This window comes from Arthrobacter sp. ASL1, from assembly GCF_056680475.1.
Genome location: NZ_CM155284.1, coordinates 2,617,295 through 2,632,559 on the forward strand (window position 1 = coordinate 2,617,295; position 15,265 = coordinate 2,632,559).

General features: G+C 68.9%; 15 protein-coding genes. 8 read left to right on the forward strand and 7 right to left on the reverse strand.

The genetic code is table 11. The features are described 5' to 3' along the window. Nucleotides 1-11: 11 nt before the first annotated feature. Together solA and AC1MEQ_RS12415 are read left to right on the forward strand one after the other, a co-directional pair. Nucleotides 12-1,169, forward strand: a complete 1,158-nt coding sequence (solA, locus tag AC1MEQ_RS12410; RefSeq protein ID WP_479791106.1) for an N-methyl-L-tryptophan oxidase — start codon at nt 12-14, stop codon at nt 1,167-1,169. Nucleotides 1,170-1,259: 90 nt separating this feature from the next. Next, a complete protein-coding gene (locus AC1MEQ_RS12415; RefSeq protein WP_479791107.1) occupies nt 1,260-1,604 on the forward strand; it encodes a bifunctional 3-phenylpropionate/cinnamic acid dioxygenase ferredoxin subunit in 345 nt (114 codons plus the stop codon). Here AC1MEQ_RS12415 and AC1MEQ_RS12420 read toward each other — a convergent pair. Both AC1MEQ_RS12420 and AC1MEQ_RS12425 read right to left on the reverse strand, forming a co-directional pair. Continuing rightward, nucleotides 1,587-2,435 (reverse strand): hypothetical protein, encoded by an 849-nt coding sequence (locus AC1MEQ_RS12420; protein WP_479791108.1) that lies wholly within the window; start codon nt 2,433-2,435, stop codon nt 1,587-1,589. The two genes, AC1MEQ_RS12415 and AC1MEQ_RS12420, sit on opposite strands and share 18 nt — an antisense overlap. Before the next feature lie 30 nt (nt 2,436-2,465). After that, complete coding sequence (locus AC1MEQ_RS12425) at nt 2,466-3,437, reverse strand: D-2-hydroxyacid dehydrogenase family protein (protein WP_479791109.1); 972 nt, start codon at nt 3,435-3,437, stop codon at nt 2,466-2,468. Nucleotides 3,438-3,523: 86 nt separating this feature from the next. On the opposite strand from AC1MEQ_RS12425, the gene AC1MEQ_RS12430 reads away from it, so the two are divergent. After that, the gene (locus AC1MEQ_RS12430; protein ID WP_479796122.1) at nt 3,524-4,495 is read left to right on the forward strand and encodes an aldo/keto reductase; all 972 of its coding nucleotides are present in this window, start codon (nt 3,524-3,526) and stop codon (nt 4,493-4,495) included. 16 nt (nt 4,496-4,511) lie between these two features. Here the strand turns inward: AC1MEQ_RS12430 and AC1MEQ_RS12435 are convergent, their stop codons facing one another. Continuing rightward, nucleotides 4,512-5,432 (reverse strand): NAD(P)H-binding protein, encoded by a 921-nt coding sequence (locus tag AC1MEQ_RS12435; RefSeq protein ID WP_479791110.1) that lies wholly within the window; start codon nt 5,430-5,432, stop codon nt 4,512-4,514. Nucleotides 5,433-5,600: 168 nt separating this feature from the next. On the opposite strand from AC1MEQ_RS12435, the gene AC1MEQ_RS12440 reads away from it, so the two are divergent. Together AC1MEQ_RS12440 and AC1MEQ_RS12445 are read left to right on the forward strand one after the other, a co-directional pair. Then, nucleotides 5,601-6,839: an MFS transporter gene (locus AC1MEQ_RS12440; protein ID WP_479791111.1), complete on the forward strand. Its 1,239-nt coding sequence runs from the start codon at nt 5,601-5,603 to the stop codon at nt 6,837-6,839. 62 nt (nt 6,840-6,901) lie between these two features. Continuing rightward, nucleotides 6,902-7,354, forward strand: coding sequence for a DedA family protein (locus AC1MEQ_RS12445; protein ID WP_479791112.1), 453 nt, complete (start codon nt 6,902-6,904; stop codon nt 7,352-7,354). A gap of 87 nt (nt 7,355-7,441) precedes the next feature. Here the strand turns inward: AC1MEQ_RS12445 and ald are convergent, their stop codons facing one another. Further along, nucleotides 7,442-8,569 carry an alanine dehydrogenase gene (gene ald / locus AC1MEQ_RS12450; protein WP_479796123.1) on the reverse strand — a complete coding sequence of 376 codons (1,128 nt, stop codon included), beginning with the start codon at nt 8,567-8,569 and terminating at the stop codon, nt 7,442-7,444. Between the two features lie 251 nt (nt 8,570-8,820). On the opposite strand from ald, the gene AC1MEQ_RS12455 reads away from it, so the two are divergent. Together AC1MEQ_RS12455 and AC1MEQ_RS12460 are read left to right on the forward strand one after the other, a co-directional pair. Continuing rightward, the gene (locus AC1MEQ_RS12455) at nt 8,821-9,240 is read left to right on the forward strand and encodes an Lrp/AsnC family transcriptional regulator (protein ID WP_479796124.1); all 420 of its coding nucleotides are present in this window, start codon (nt 8,821-8,823) and stop codon (nt 9,238-9,240) included. Nucleotides 9,241-9,360: 120 nt separating this feature from the next. After that, nucleotides 9,361-10,782, forward strand: coding sequence for an HNH endonuclease (locus AC1MEQ_RS12460; RefSeq protein WP_479791113.1), 1,422 nt, complete (start codon nt 9,361-9,363; stop codon nt 10,780-10,782). A gap of 12 nt (nt 10,783-10,794) precedes the next feature. Here the strand turns inward: AC1MEQ_RS12460 and AC1MEQ_RS12465 are convergent, their stop codons facing one another. The 3 genes from AC1MEQ_RS12465 to AC1MEQ_RS12475 form a co-directional block, all read right to left on the reverse strand. Then, the gene (locus tag AC1MEQ_RS12465; protein ID WP_479791114.1) at nt 10,795-11,529 is read right to left on the reverse strand and encodes an ABC transporter permease; all 735 of its coding nucleotides are present in this window, start codon (nt 11,527-11,529) and stop codon (nt 10,795-10,797) included. Further along, nucleotides 11,526-12,317, reverse strand: a complete 792-nt coding sequence (locus AC1MEQ_RS12470; RefSeq protein ID WP_479791115.1) for an ABC transporter ATP-binding protein — start codon at nt 12,315-12,317, stop codon at nt 11,526-11,528. The genes AC1MEQ_RS12465 and AC1MEQ_RS12470 overlap by 4 nt, the downstream gene beginning before the upstream one ends. Before the next feature lie 83 nt (nt 12,318-12,400). Continuing rightward, nucleotides 12,401-13,858, reverse strand: coding sequence for a GuaB1 family IMP dehydrogenase-related protein (locus tag AC1MEQ_RS12475; RefSeq protein WP_479791116.1), 1,458 nt, complete (start codon nt 13,856-13,858; stop codon nt 12,401-12,403). Nucleotides 13,859-14,013: 155 nt separating this feature from the next. Here AC1MEQ_RS12475 and AC1MEQ_RS12480 point away from each other — a divergent pair, with 155 nt between their 5' ends. Next, on the forward strand, nt 14,014-15,231 hold the full coding sequence (locus AC1MEQ_RS12480; RefSeq protein ID WP_479791117.1) for an NRAMP family divalent metal transporter: 1,218 nt from the start codon (nt 14,014-14,016) through the stop codon (nt 15,229-15,231). Nucleotides 15,232-15,265: the final 34 nt, after the last annotated feature.

The window sequence follows — 15,265 nt, forward strand, 5'->3', positions numbered from 1 at the left end:
CACCGGCAGCCATGGAACCACGGCAAGTCCGGGTCGCCGTCGTGGGGCTGGGGGCCATCGGGTCCGCAGCCCTCTGGAGGCTCGCGGCCCGGGGCATCGATGCCGTCGGCTTCGAGCAGTTCGGGATCGGCCATGCCCTCGGTTCCTCCCACGGACAGACCCGGCTCTTCCGCGAGGCCTGCCTCGAACACCCGGGCCTGGCACCCATGGCGGCCGAAAGCCGAGGCCTGTTCCGCCGGCTCGAGGAGGCCTCCGGCCGCGACCTGCTGAAGATCACGGGCGGCTACATGGTGGGCTCCGCTGACTCCGACGTCTTGGCGGGAACCGCCCGGGCAGCGGACGCCCACGGGCTGGCCTACGATCGGCTCGACCGGGAGGCACTGGCGGAGCGGCTGCCGCAGTTCGCGGATCTTGCCCCGGATGCGCGGGGGCTGTTCGACCCCGGCTGCGGCGTCATCCGCCCCGAGGCCACCGTGACCGCCGCCGTCAGCGAGGCGGCCCGGCTCGGCGCCGCCGTCCACGCGGACACCCGGGTCGAATCCATCGAGGCCGGGCCCGCCGGCGTCCGGCTCACCGCCGGGGGACACGACTACGTCGCCGAGAAGGTCATCATCGCCGCCGGTGCCTGGCTGCCCCCGTTCGTCCCCGACCTCGACCTGGTCCCGATCCCCACCCCGCTGCACTGGTTCGCCCCGATGGGCAGGCCCGGCGCGACCGCAGGATTCGACGTGGGGCAATTTCCCGTCGTCGTGCACCAGGTCGACCCCGAGACCGTCCTCTGGGGCCATGGGTCGGTCGATGGTGGCCTGGTCAAGCTCGGGATCGGCGACATCTGGGGTGACCGGCCGCCGCGTATCGACCCGTCGACGCTGGACCGTGGGGTCGACTCCGCCGAGTGGCGCGGGCTCTCCGCCCTGGTCGGACGGTTGCTCCCCGGCCTGGATCCGATCCCGGCCCGGGTGGAACCGTGCATGATCACGCTGTCCCCGGACGACCAGTTCGTCATCGGGCCCAGCGCCGAATCCCCCCGGGTGCTGGTGGCCGGGGGCGACAGCGGGCATGCGTTCAAGCACTGTCTGGCCATCGGGGAGATCCTCGCCCGGGATGTCACGGGGGAGCCGCAGCCCTACCCGCTGGACTTCGTGCGGCCCGCACGCTTCGGGGTGTGAGGTGCGGAATTGCGCGGCGTCGGGCAGTGCACAACACTGGAAGGCAGGGACCCGTTCGGCGTCCCGATGCGCCAACCAAGGAGTGACACCGTGAGCGAACCCATCCATGTGGGCCCGGTCGACGAGATCGAGGAGGGGGAGGCCAAGGTCATCGACGCCGACGACACCGGCACCGGATCGGATATCGCCGTCTTCCACAGCGAAGAGGGCGGCTTCTACGCGCTCGACGACGAATGCACCCACGAGACCGCCTCGCTCGCCGACGGCTGGATCGAGGGCAACGAGGTCGAATGCCCCGTCCACTCGGCACGTTTCTGCCTCACGACCGGAGAGGCCCTCTGCCTGCCCGCCACCGTGAACGCCCGCACCCACAAGGTCGAGGTGCGCGACGGCGAGGTCCTGCTCTACCCCGGTGTCTCACCTTCCGGGGAGTAGCCGCTCCAAGGCCGCCGTCGTCCCCAGCTCCGGGCGGTCGGCGGCCTGCCCCCAGTAGTGCTGCAGGGCAGCGTGCAGCAGATTCGGATCGGCGAGCAGGAACTCCACCTGCACCAGCAGCTCGAGCCGGGCCCCGCCGTCGTGCCCCGTGCTGGCTTCCCCGGAGGGGGCCCTGCCCCGGATGACGATGAGGGCCGGTCCACGACGCCCCAGCGGGGTGCGGCCCCGCGGGTTCGCGGCGCCGATCGATTCGATGTCGCGCCAGTACATTTCGCCCAGGCCCGGCGACCCGAAGACCACCACGCGGCTGCGCGTGAGGTAGACGCCGGGCGCCTGGTCGGCGGAGGCGGTGCGCAGCAGGCGCAACCCCTCGCGCAGGATGAGGAATCCGATGGCCCCCAGGGCCAGGGCGCCGGCGATCGTCCAGAAGCGCTCGAACCCCGAATGCAACAGCACGAACCGGCCCACGGCCGCCAGCGAGGCGACCAGCCCGATGACGCCGAGCCCGACGGTGGCCGCGGCGAAGGCCGGTGAATTGCGCCGGAAGGCGAAACGGGTCGCGGCCCGGGCGCCGTTGCGGGTGGTGACGGGGCTCAGGTCGGGGGCCACCGGGTCCGGGTCGAGCCGGAACTCACGGACCAGGGAGACGACGGTGCCGATGCCGAAGGCCACCAGCGGGATGCCGAAGAGCAGCGAGCCCAACACCAGCGCCCACGCGCCCAGCCCGATGAGGAACGCCGCCATGACGAGGGCGGGAACCAGATGGTGTGCCAGCTTCCACCCGCGGTGCCGGGGAGCCCATCGGGCCTCGGGGCGTTGCTGCGCTGACATGCCTTCATCGTAGCGGCGACCGGCTACATTTCAGCCGGTCAGCACGCGCATCGGGGCGCCGGCGAGCCATGCGGCGACATCCTCGAACGCGCCGCCGTGGAACTGGCGGTAGCCGGCGTCGCTCACGTACCCCAGATGCGGGGTCAACACCGTGCGCGGGGCGGTGGCCAGCGGGTGGCCCGCCGGCAGCGGCTCGGTGTCGAAGACATCCAGCGCGGCGCCGCCGAGCCAGCCCTCGTGCAGCCCGCGCAGCATCGCCTCCTGGTCCACGAGGCCGGCCCGCGCCGTGTTGACCAGCAGGCCACGGGGCCCGAGCAGCCGCAGTTCCGCCTCGTCGACGATTCCTCGGGTGCGCGTCGACAGGCGCAGGTGCACGCTGAGCACGTCGGCCGCGGCGAACAGCTCCTCGCGGCCCACCAGCCGCGCCCCGGCCGCCGCGGCCCGGTCCGCCTCCAGGTTCTGGCTCCACGCGATGACGTCCATCCCGAAGGCCGCGCCGTAGCCGGCGATCCGCGTGCCGATCTTGCCCAGCCCCAGCACGCCGAGCGTCTTGCCGGCCAGCTCGCGCCCGACGCCTGTCTGCCAGGTCCCGGCCCGCAGCGATGCCTGCTGCGCCGGGATGTCCCGCATCCACGCCATCAGCAGCGCCCAGGTCAGCTCCGGCGCCGCGGTAGGCGATCCGGGGGTCCCGCACACCGTGATGCCGGCCGCCGACGCCGCGGCCAGGTCGATCGCCGCGTTGGCCATCCCCGTGGTGACCAGCAGCCGGAGCCCGGGCAACGAGGCGAGCACGTCGGCGCCGAAGGCGGTCCGCTCACGCATCGCCACCACGATGTCGAACCCCGCCAGCGCCCGGACCGTCTCCTCGGCGGTGCCCAACGGGTCGTGGAAGACCACCACCTCGACGCCCTCCAGCGTGTCCCAGGCGGCGAAATCCAACGCCACGGCCTGGTAGTCGTCGAGGATCGCCAGCCGGTGGGCCGGTCGGTCGGTGCTGGCCATGCGGGCCCCTTCCCTGCGGTCACGTGTCACCTGAACCCTATGCCCGTAGGCTGTGATCCAACAGGACCCGAGAAGGAGACCCCATGATGCACGACGCCGGAACCCGCCTGCTGTTTGGATGCATGGGGTTGGGCGGTGGCTGGGAGCCCGGGCCGATCGAGGCGGCGGACCTGGCGGCCGCCCACGCCGCCATCGACGCCGCCCTGGACGCGGGCATCACCGTGTTCGACCATGCCGACATCTACCGCAACGGGAAGGCCGAAGCCGTGTTCGGCAAGGTGCTGGCCGAGCGCCCGGGGCTGGCGGCCTCGCTGCACCTGCAGACCAAATGCGGGATCGTGCTCGGCACGCCGGAGGCCCCGGGCCGCTACGATTCCTCGGCGCGCGCCATCGCCGCACGGGTCGACGAATCGCTGTCCCGGCTCGGCGTCGAGCGGATCGACACGCTGCTGATCCACCGGCCCGACCCGCTGACGCCCCCGGAGGAGATCGCCGAAGCCGTCGCCGCCCTGCGCGCCGCGGGCAAGGTCGGCCGCCTCGGGGTCTCCAACCACTCCGGGGCGCAGATGGCCCGCCTGCAGGCGGTGCTGGACGAGCCCCTGGCCGTCAACCAACTGCAGCTCAGCCTGGGCCACCGCGGCTGGCTGGAATCGTCGGTCATGGTCAACGTGCTGGACCCAGCCCCCAGCGGACCGGGTGCTGCGGCCGTCTCCTTCCCCCACGGCACGCTGGAATACTGTGCCCACCACGGCGTGGAACTGCAGGCCTGGGGCGCGATGGACCGGGGCCGCTACACCGGATCCCCCGCCAATGCACCCACCGCAGACCAGGAGGCCACGGCGTTGGTCGCCCGTCTGGCCGAACGACTCGGGTGCCCGCGCGAAGCCGTCGTGTTGGGCTGGCTGATGCGCCACCCGGCGGGCATCCGGCCGGTCGTGGGCACGACGAACCCCGCTCGCATTGCCGCCTGCGCCGCCGCCGAGGACGTCGCCGCCCGGATGACCGGCGACGACTGGTACGCCCTCTGGACCGCGGCCCGCGGCGAACCGCTGCCGTAGCCGGTGCGCCCGGCGGCTAGCGTCCCAGCCGCTCCAGCGTCTGGCGGAACGACTGCGCCGGACGCCCCAGCAGCCGCGGGACATCGTCGGAGACCGCCGCCAAGTCGCCCGAGGCGATGGCCGTATAGGTGCTGACCCACGCATCGAGCTGCCAGTCCGGGGCGCCATACCCCGCACGGGAGGCGCGCGCCTCGGCCACGGTCTCGTTGAGGTAGCGCACGTCGCGGCCGGTCACCGCGGTGATCTCCGCCGCCGCCTGGCGCAGGCTGAACGCCTCCGGGCCGGTCAGGTCGTACTTCTTCCCGCCATGTCCTGGCGTCCGCCCCGCGGCGAGCGCAACCGCGGCCTCGGCCAGCACGACGGCGGCCACCGCTGCCACGTCGTCGCGCGCCACGGCCGATACGCGCCCGTCTCCGGCGGGTCCAAGCAGCACCCCGTCGTCGCCGGAGAAGAGCGGGAAGACGTCCTGGTAGAAGTTGTCGCGCAGGATCGTGTGCGACAGGCCCGAGTCCGCCAGCAGCGCCTCGGTGGCGAAATGGTCGCGCGCCAGGGTGAACACCGCATCCGGCGCGGCGGCCAAAAACGATGTGTAGACCACGTGCCCCACCCCGGCGGTCGCGGCAGCGCGGATGAACGCCGCATGCTCGGCCAGGCGGTCGGCCGTCTCGGCGGCGGAGACCATGAGCACGACGTCGGCGCCCTCCAGGGCGTCCGCGGCACCCTGCTCGTCGGCGAAGTCCAGGGCCGCGGACTCGACTGCGGAAGCCGACGTCGTACTGGGTAGTTCCCGGGCCGCGGCCGCAGCGCGTGACGCGTCGCGGGAGAACAGGCGCAGGCGGGCCGTGCCGGCCAGCCGCCGGGCCACCCGGGAGCCCACTTCCCCGGTCGCACCGGTAATGGCGATCAGGGGTGTTCTGGGTGTATCCGCGGGGTTCATGTGACCACCGTACGCCGCGCGGGTGACCGCCGGGGAGGGGGTTTTGCCGATTGCGGAATACGATGGCGGCATCATGGACAAAACCCGCGCGCTCGCCAAGCCCCTGACCTGGCTGCTGATCATCGCCCTCATCGGAACCGCGGGGGCCGGCCTGCTCCAGGGGATCCTGTGACCACGATCGAGGCGCTGGCCGAGCCGACACGGCAGGTCAACGCCCGCTGGGTGCTCGGTGCCGTCGTGGTCAACGTCGTCATCAACGTGGCGTTCTTCGCGCCGATCAACATCCTCATCGGGTTGCAGGCCACCGGGATCGACCCCGCCAACAAGGAGGCCATCCTCACGCTCGTGACCGCCTGCGGCGCCGCCGTCGCCCTGGTCGCCAATCCGGTCACCGGGGCGCTCTCGGACCGCACGACCTCCAGCTGGGGCCGGCGCTCGCCGTGGATCCTGGGCGGGGCGGTGCTGGGGACCGCGGCGATGCTCTTCCTCTCCGGTGCGACGACGATTGCCGCCCTGGTCATCGGCTGGTGCCTAGTGCAGGCAGGCTGCAATGCGATGTATTCGACCATCACCGCCGCCGTTCCGGACCGGGTTCCCGTCGCCCAGCGCGCCACTGTCGGCGGTCTGGCCGCCATGGGGCAGACGCTGGGGATCCTGGGCGGCTCGGTGGTCGGCTTCGTGATCTCCGGGAACATCGCCGTCGGCTACTGGATCTGCGCCGCGGCCCTGGCACTGGGCGTCATACCATACCTGACCCACCGCAACGATCCCGTCCTGCCCTCAGGTGTGCAGCCGCCCTTCCGGCTGGGTGCGTTCCTGCGCGGATTCTGGATCAGCCCGGCCCAGCATCCCGACTTCGCGTGGGCGTGGCTGACCCGGTTCCTCATGTTCGTGGGCAACCAACTGGTCATCGTGTACCTGTTGTTCTTCCTCACCGACGTGATCCACCATCCGAACCCCGCCGGTGGCGTGCTCGTGCTCACCGGGCTGTACGCCGTCATGGTGGTCATCACCAGCGTCATCACCGGGCGGTGGAGCGATCGGGTGGGGCAGCGCAAGATCTTCGTCGCCGCGGCCTCCGCCGTCATCGCCTGCGCGGCGCTGATCATGGCGTTCTTCCAGGTCTGGCCGGCGGCGATGGTCGGGGCAGCGGTCCTGGGGGTCGGTTTCGGCGCCTACCTGGCGGTGGACTTCGCCCTGCTCACGCAGGTCCTGCCCTCCGCCGCAGCCCGCGGCAAGGACATGGGCGTGGTGAACATCGCGGCAGCCCTGCCGCAGGTCATCGCCCCGGCGCTGGCCCTGGTTGCGGTGAAGTTCCTCGGCGGGTACATGGCGTTGTTCGTGCTGGCGGCCATCATCGGACTCGCCGCCGCGGTGCTGGTCTACCGCATCAAATCGGTGCCGTAGCCCGGGCGCCCGGCCCGGCACCGCCGTCGTACCGTGGTCCGCGCACACGGTAATCTGGCCAGATGGACTGGTTGCGCGATGCCCCCTTTGGCTGGGCGTACCTGTTCCTCTTCCTGCTGGCCATGGCCCGCGCCAACACGACGTATTGGATCGGCCGGGGTGTGGTTGCCGGGGTCAGCCATTCGCGGTTCGAACGCTTCCTCGAGGGTCCCATCTACCTGCGGGCACGCAGGTTCATGGTGCGCTGGGGTGTCCTGGCCGTTCCGCTGTCCTTTATGACCGTCGGCATCCAGACCGCTGTGAACGCCAGCGCGGGCATGTCCCGGATGCCGTTGTCCCGCTACCTGCCTGCCGTGGTGGTCGGCTGCCTGGTGTGGGCGTTGATCTACGCCACCGTCGGCATGGCCGTGGTCTACGCCGCGCTCGCAGTGGGTTGGTGGTGGATTGCACTGGCAGCGCTGGTCGTGGGCTCGGGAACGCTGCTCTGGATCCGCTACCGCCGGCGCAACGGCTAGGCCCCCGGCGGCGCGTCAACGACGCACGACGACGGGCGGCCGGGAACCCGCAGGTACCCGACCGCCCGTGCCGCTGAACGGGGCTTGCTAGCCGACCGGCGTGCCGTTGAGCACCGTGGCGGCCGGGGTGTAGTCCAGGCCCAGGGCCTCGGCGACGGGGGCGAACGTGACGCGGCCGTCGTGGACGTTCAGGCCGTTGGCCAGGCCCGGATCCGCCTGCAGGGCCGCACGCCAGCCCTGGGTGGCGATGCGCAGGGCATAGGGCAGGGTGGCGTTGGTCAGTGCCGCCGTCGAGGTCTGGGGGACCGCGCCGGGCATGTTCGCCACGCAGTAGTACACGGCGTCGTGGACCTTGAAGATGGGGTCGGCATGTGTGGTGGCGTGCGAGCCCTCGAAGCAGCCACCCTGGTCGATCGCGATGTCCACGAGCACGGAACCGGGGCGCATGTGGGCGACCATGTCCTGCGTGACCAGCTTCGGTGCGGCGGCCCCGGGGATCAGGACCGATCCGATGACCAGATCGGCCGCGGCGACCTCGCCGGCAATGGTGAACTTGGAGGAGGCCAGGGTCTTGATCCGGCCGTTGTAGGCCACATCGATTTCCTTCAGCCGGGCCAGGTTGATGTCGATGATCGTGACATCGGCGCCCATGCCCGCGGAGATGGCCGCGGCGTTCTCGCCGGCGACGCCGCCGCCGATGACGACGACCTTGGCCGGGCGGGTGCCCGGGACGCCGCCCATGAGCACACCCGCGCCGCCATTGGGCTGCTGGAGCTGGTAGGCCCCGACCTGGGCCGCGAGTCGGCCGGCAACCTCGGACATCGGGGCCAGCAGCGGCAGGCTCCGTCCGCTGGTGACGGTCTCGTAAGCGATCGCCGTGGCGCCGGCGTCGAGAATGGCCTGGGTGCACTCGCGGGAGGCGGCCAGGTGGAGGTAGGTGAACAGGATCTGGTCGCGCCGGATGCGGTGGTATTCGTCGGCGATCGGTTCCTTGACCTTGAGGATCATGTCCGCCTCGGCCCAGGTGGCGTCGGCGTCGACGCCGATGCGGGCACCGGCCGCGACGTATTCGTTGTCGGGGATGCCCGAGCCCACGCCGGCGCCGGTTTCGACCAGGACTTCATGGCCTCGTTCGACGAACTCGGAGACACCGGCCGGCGTGATGGCTACACGGAATTCGTTGTTCTTGATTTCGCGGGGAACGCCGATGATCATGGGGTACTCCTTGGTGTTGGTGACTGTCATCATGGACCGGGCTCCCATTCCCGTTTCCTGACAGTTAGGTTGTCGTGGTTAAAGCGTAGTTTTCCTGCGGAGCCTTACGTGTTATACCGAATTATCTCCGGTAGGATCAAGAAGATCTGCAGTTTCTACCAACTGATAAAGGTGTGATCGTGGCCACAGCGAAAGATCTTCGGGGCAAGCGGCCGTATGAACTCGACGAGATCGACCGCGGGTTGCTGCGGATGCTCACCGAAAATTCACGGCGCACCAACAACTCGTTGGCCGAGGAGCTGGGGATTGCCCCGTCGACTTGCCTGGCGCGGATGAATGCTCTGCGGGAATCAGGCGTCATCCGCAAGTTCACCCTGGATCTGGACCCGGAAGTCCTGGGCCATGCGCTCGAGGCGCTGATCTTCGTCCGCATCCGACCCGGCGCGAGGCACTTGATGGCGAGCTTCGCCGAGGAGATGCGCGGCAAGACGGGGGTTGTCCAGTTGTTCTTCCTGGGGGGAACCGACGACTTCCTGATCCATGTGGCGGTCAAGGATTCCAATGACGTGCGCCAGTTCGTCCTCGACAACCTGTCCGCGAACCCTGCAGTGGCATCGACGCAGACGTCACTGGTCTTCGAGCACACGCGCGGCGCTGTTCCCTGGCTCTGATCCACTTCCGGGGGGCGACTTTCCCTCCACAGGTGGCCCCGATGGCGTCGACCCGACCGGCCGTCCACAGGTGGGCCCCGGACCGCCCTGTGGAGCCTTTGCGAAACTAGACTCGAATACATGTTCGATGAATTTATGGGAGCTGTCGCCGAGACGAGTGGTTCACCCGATGTGGTTTCGGCCGCGCGGGCACCTCTTGTCGCGGTGGAATCGGACGCCGAAGCCATCGCCGCGGTGTCCGGGGCAATTGGCCAATTCGCTCTCGGGCGTTCTGATCTGTCCGAGAAGGCACTGGTTGACTTGCTGCGCGAGTTGGAGGCCGCAAAGGCTGCCGCCGCCGCATACCAGGCCCGGGCGGCCGTCCAATTGAGGGCCCGAATCGTGGAGCGGGAACGCGCAGCCGGGATCGCTGAAGCCGATCTGGGTGCCGCCGCAGGGGCGCAGTTGGCGTTGGCGCGCCGCGAGGCTCCATCCCGTGGAGGGCAGTGGATGGGGTTCTCCCGCGCGGTCGTCACCGAGATGCCCCATACCCACCGGGCCTTCAGATCCGGGCGTCTCAGCGAGTGGCGGGCGATGATACTGGTCAAGGAAACAGCGTGCCTGTCCTTGGAGGACCGACAAAAGGTCGACGAGGCGTTGATGGCCGACCCGCGCACCACCGAGGGGGCGGGGTGCCGGCGTCTGGCTGCCATGGCCCGTCAGCTTGCGGACCAATTCGATGCGGCTGCACTGGTGCGCCGCGCCCGCAAGGCAGTGGGCGACCGTCATGTCAGCATGCGTCCAGCCCCGGACACCATGGCGATTTTCACTGGCGTCCTTCCCGTTGCCCAAGCGGTTTCCGTCTTCAAAGCCCTATCGCGTGCCGCCGACTTTGCCACGTCCCAAGGGGACGTGCGCAGCAGGGGGCAAGTGATGGCCGATACCCTCGTCGAACGTGTGACGGGGCAGGCCCGGGCCACGGACGTGCGTGTGGAAGTCGAGCTGGTGATGACGGACCGGACCCTGTTCAAGGGGGACGTCGAACCGGCATACCTGCAGGGATATGGCGTGGTTCCGGCGCAAATCGCCCGCGACCTGATTCGCAACGCAACCCGGCCGGAAGGCCTCGAACCCTCCCAGGATGATGGAGAGTCCGAACCGGCTCGAAGCGCGGGGCCAGACCGGGGTGCCGACAAGGAGCTGGTGTGGCTGCGCCGGTTGTATACCGCCCCCGGAACCGGTGCGTTGGTGGGGATGGACTCGAAGGCACGGTTGTTCCCGGATGGGCTGCGCCGGTTCATCGACCTGAGGGATCAGGTGTGCTCCCGGCCATGGTGCGACGCCCCCATCAGGGAGCGGGATCATGTGGTCCGCCATGCCGCTCGCGGGCGGACGTCGGCGGAAAATGGCGCTGGAACCTGTTCGTCATGCAACCACACCAAGGAAGCCAGTGGGTGGGACTCGAAGGTGGTCCCCGGTGACCGGCACGCCATCGAGGTCACCACCCCCACCGGACACACTTACCGGTCCGAAGCACCCGCCCTCCCCGGCACCGAGCCCTGACCTCCGCGGACCTCAGGGGGTTCGTCGGCGCAACGTGACCGACCCCAGGGCAATGGCCCCGACGATCCAGGCGCAGATGAACACGATCCGCAGCATCACGTAGGCACTATCCTCATCACCCGTCGCCACGGCGTTCAGGGCATCCATGGCATGGGACAACGGGAGCCAGTCGCCGATCGTCTGCAGAACGTCCGGCAGCTGATCGCGCGGTAGGAAGAGTCCGCCCAGGAGGATCTGCGGGAAGACGAAGGCCGGCATGAACTGGACCACCTGGAACTCACTGCGGGCAAAGGCGCTGGCCAGCAAGCCCAAGGCAGTTCCCAACAATGCGTCGGCCACCGCGACCAGGAAGAGCTGCCAGAACTGCCCTGAGATCTCCAAACCGCATACCCAGACCGAGAATGTCACCGCAATCGCCGTCTGCACGATCGAGAGCAGGCCGAAGGCCAGCGCGTATCCCAAGATGAAGGATCCTTTGCCCAATGGCATGGTCAGAAGCCGCTCGAGTGTTCCGGACCTGCGTTCCCGCAACGTGCTGATGCTGGCCACCAGGAACATGACGATGAAGGGGAAGAGGGCGATGATCGCGGGGCCGATCGTGGCGAAGACCGGGGTCTCCGTGAAGATCCAGGCCACCAGGCCGATCAGCAGACTGGGGACTATCAGCAACAGGGCCACGGTCCGCGGATCATGCCTGATCTGGGCCAAGACCCGCCCGGCCGTGGCGAAGGTCGAAGTGGCGTTCACGGTGTCTCCCCTTCGCCGGCGCCCGGACCCTTCCGGTGACGGGCGTGCGTAGAAGCTGGTGGCGGGGCCTTTTCCTGTCCGGAAATCAGGAAGAGGAACGCCTCCTCAGCAGTTTGCGTTCCCGTCGAAGCGAGCAGGCTATCGGGGGATTCGTCGGCGATGATTTCACCTTCGCGCATCAGGAGCAGGCGATCGCAGCGCGTGGCCTCGTCCATGACATGGCTGGACACCAGGAGCGTTGCGCCGTCGGCGGCGAGCCGACGGAAGAGATCCCACAAGTCAGCGCGCAGCACAGGATCAAGCCCCACTGTTGGTTCGTCGAGGACCAGCAGATCCGGCTCCCCCAGGAGAGCTACCGCCAGCGATACGCGGCTGCGCTGCCCGCCGGAGAGGTTCTCCACCAGTTGGGTTGCCGTGCCGGAAAGGTCCGTCAGGTCGAGGACACGGTCGACCACGTCGGAACCGGCCCCGAGGATCTTGCGGAAATAGTCGAGGTTCTGGCGCACGGTCAGGTCGTCATAGACGCTGACGGATTGCGTCATATATCCGATCCGCCGCCGGAGCGCGGCGGATCCGGCAGGCTCGCCGAACACCCGAATCGAGCCACCGTGGACCACCTGGGTTCCCACGATGCTGCGCATCAACGTCGATTTGCCGCAACCGCTGGGACCGAGCAGTCCCACGACGGCACCTGCCCGCACTCCGAAGGCCAGATTCTCCAGCACCGCGGCCTTTCCGCGGCGGACGGTCAGGCCATCGACCTCGATGGCCATCAGCTCATTCACCATGTGATGAATCAAAGACCTGTCTGGGTCTCGGGTCAACTATCTCCCGGCTCGCGGGATCGACGGAGGGCCGGGCCACACGTTTTCTACCAGGAGGTCTCGCGCGGGCGGCCTTCCTCGTAGCCCGCGCTGGACTGCACGCCGACGACGGCCCGATCGCGGAATTCGGCGATCGATTCAGCGCCCGCGTAGGTGAAGGACGAACGCACCCCGGAGATGATCGAGTCGATGAGGTCCTCGACGCCCGGGCGGGAGGGGTCCAGATACATGCGCGAGTGCGAGATGCCCTCCTCGAACAGCGCGGAGCGGGCCCGTTCGAAAGCCGAGCGGTGCTTCGTGCGCTGTTGCACGGCGCGCGCCGAGGCCATCCCGAAGCTCTCCTTGTAGGCCCGGCCATCGGAATCGAGGACCAGATCGCCCGCGGATTCGTGCGTTCCGGCGAACCAGGAGCCGATCATCACGCTGGCGGCGCCAGCGGCCAGGGCCAAGGCGACGTCGCGCGGGTACTTCACGCCACCATCGGCCCAGACCTCGGCCCCGGTGTCGTGGGCCGCGGCGGCGCATTCGAGTACAGCGGAGAACTGCGGGCGCCCTACCCCGGTCATCATCCGGGTGGTGCACATGGCACCCGGGCCGACCCCGACCTTGAGGATGTCGGCGCCGGCCCCGACCAGATCGGTGACACCGGCGGGGGAGACGACGTTTCCGGCGACCACCTGCAACCGGCGTCCAGTGCGCTGGGCGAACTCGTCGCGTGCCGCGGTGACCAGTGGCAGTGCCTCGATCATCTTCTCCTGATGACCGTGTGCCGTGTCGACGACGAGGACGTCCACGCCTGCCTCGAGCAGCCCGGTGGCCTTGGCGCGGACGTCGCCATTGATGCCGACGGCGCCGCCAACCATGAGTCGCCCCTGCGGATCGACGGCGGGGGAGTAGATGGCCGAGCGCAGGATGCCCTTGCGCGTCAGCACCCCGGCGAGGTGTCCGCCGTCGAGGACCGGCACCATGGTCAGGTGGCGTTCGGCGATGGTCTCGAACACCGAGCGTGGCTCGTCTGCGACGGAAGCGGTGACGATGTTCTCGCTCATGACCTCGGAGATGCGGGCGAAGCGGTCGACTTCCTGGCAGTCTCCGAGCGTGACGATACCGACCGGTTCATCGCCATTGAGGACGACGGCGGCTCCATGGGAGCGCTTTCCGAGCAGTGACAGGGCCGTCGCCACGGCATCCGTGGCCTGGACGGTGATGGGGGTCTCCAGGACGGGGTGGGCCCGTTTGACCTGCCCGACCATGTCGTTGACGGCGGCCATGCTGATGTCCTGGGGCAGGATCGTGATGCCACCGCGGCGAGCAACGGTCTCGGCCATGCGTCGGCCGGCAACGGCGGTCATGTTGGAGACCACCAGGGGGATCGAGGTGCCGATGCCGTCGGGAGTCGTCAGGTCGACGCTCGTCCTCGAGGCCACGGCGGAGCGCGACGGCACCATGAAGGTGTCGTTGTAGGTCAGGTCGTATTGCGGGTTCACGTCGTTGAGAAACTTCACGTACCTCAGGCTACCGTGCGCCTCCCGCCGGACACCGGGACATCAATCAAAAAATTGTTGAACAATATCTTGTCAGGATTGTTCAACAACCTGTAGGCTTCGAAACAGCAACCGACCGTGTGACCCCGGTCACCGCCGACAGGATGGAACATCACATGTCCGAGACACCCACCAAGAAGGGGTTGAGCCCGGCCGCCCGCCGGACCGCCCTGCTGGGAGCCATGTTCCTCATGGCCACCAGCGCCATCGGCCCCGGCTTCATCACGCAGACAACGGTCTTCACGGTCCAGCTGCGCGCAGCGTTTGCCTTCGCCATCTTGATTTCCATCCTCGTCGACGTCGCCGTCCAGCTCAACGTCTGGCGCGTCATTGGCATCTCCGGGATGCGGGCCCAGGAACTGGGCAACAAGGCCCTCCCCGGCGTCGGCTGGGTGCTGGCCGTCCTGGTCTTCATCGGGGGCGTCGTGTTCAACATCGGCAACATCGCCGGCACCGGCCTGGGCATGAACGCGATGCTCGGCCTCAACCCGAAGATCGGCGGGGCCATCTCCGCCGTTGTGGCCATCCTGATCTTCCTCTCCAAGCGCGCCGGCATGGCGCTGGACCGGATCGTCGTGTTGCTCGGGGCCATCATGATCCTGCTGATGATCTACGTGGCCATCGTCGCCGCCCCGCCGATCGGCGAGGCGCTGAAGAACACGGTCCTGCCCGAGAAGATCGACTTCCTGATCATCACCACGCTCATCGGCGGCACCGTCGGCGGCTACATCACCTACGCCGGCGCCCACCGCATGCTCGACTCCGGCGCCACCGGCCCGGAGAACGTCAAGGCCATCACGCAGAGCTCGGTGCTCGGCGTCATCGTCACCGGCATCATGCGCGTTCTGCTCTTCCTGGCGATCTTCGGCGTCGTCGCCGGCGGCGTGACCCTCGCGGGCAACAACATGGCCGCCGACGCCTTCCAGCATGCGGCCGGCGAAATCGGCTTGCGCATGTTCGGCGTCGTGCTGTGGAGCGCCGCGTTGACCTCGGTCATCGGCGCCGCCTACACCTCGGTCTCCTTCATCACCACCTCCAAGACCTCGGAGCGCACCCGCAACCTCATCACCGTCGCGTTCATCGCCTTCTGCGCCGCGGCCTTCCTGCTGCTCGGCCAGGCCCCGCAGACGCTGCTGATCTTCGCCGGTGCCTTCAACGGGCTGATCCTGCCCATCGGCTTCGCCGTCATCCTCTGGATCGCCTGGCGCCGCCGGGACCTGCTGCACGGCTACAAGTACCCGGCCTGGTTGCTCATCATCGGCGTACTGGCCTGGCTGCTGACCCTCTACCTGGGCTGGATGTCGATCTCCGGCCTCGCCTCGTTGTGGGCGTGAGCGCCATGACCTCGAACGCCGGACAGCGGACGAC

Bases quoted from the DNA above. Each gene is read 5' to 3' on its own strand.
- ald (WP_479796123.1), bottom strand. From the start codon at position 8,569: ATGATCATCGGCGTTCCCCGCGAAATCAAGAACAACGAATTCCGTGTA.
- solA (WP_479791106.1), top strand. From the start codon at position 12: ATGGAACCACGGCAAGTCCGGGTCGCCGTCGTGGGGCTGGGGGCCATC.
- AC1MEQ_RS12470 (WP_479791115.1), bottom strand. From the start codon at position 12,317: ATGGTGAATGAGCTGATGGCCATCGAGGTCGATGGCCTGACCGTCCGC.
- AC1MEQ_RS12430 (WP_479796122.1), top strand. From the start codon at position 3,524: ATGCACGACGCCGGAACCCGCCTGCTGTTTGGATGCATGGGGTTGGGC.
- AC1MEQ_RS12435 (WP_479791110.1), bottom strand. From the start codon at position 5,432: ATGAACCCCGCGGATACACCCAGAACACCCCTGATCGCCATTACCGGT.
- AC1MEQ_RS12480 (WP_479791117.1), top strand. From the start codon at position 14,014: ATGTCCGAGACACCCACCAAGAAGGGGTTGAGCCCGGCCGCCCGCCGG.
- AC1MEQ_RS12445 (WP_479791112.1), top strand. From the start codon at position 6,902: ATGGACTGGTTGCGCGATGCCCCCTTTGGCTGGGCGTACCTGTTCCTC.
- AC1MEQ_RS12460 (WP_479791113.1), top strand. From the start codon at position 9,361: ATGTTCGATGAATTTATGGGAGCTGTCGCCGAGACGAGTGGTTCACCC.
- AC1MEQ_RS12455 (WP_479796124.1), top strand. From the start codon at position 8,821: ATGCTCACCGAAAATTCACGGCGCACCAACAACTCGTTGGCCGAGGAG.
- AC1MEQ_RS12420 (WP_479791108.1), bottom strand. From the start codon at position 2,435: ATGTCAGCGCAGCAACGCCCCGAGGCCCGATGGGCTCCCCGGCACCGC.
- AC1MEQ_RS12425 (WP_479791109.1), bottom strand. From the start codon at position 3,437: ATGGCCAGCACCGACCGACCGGCCCACCGGCTGGCGATCCTCGACGAC.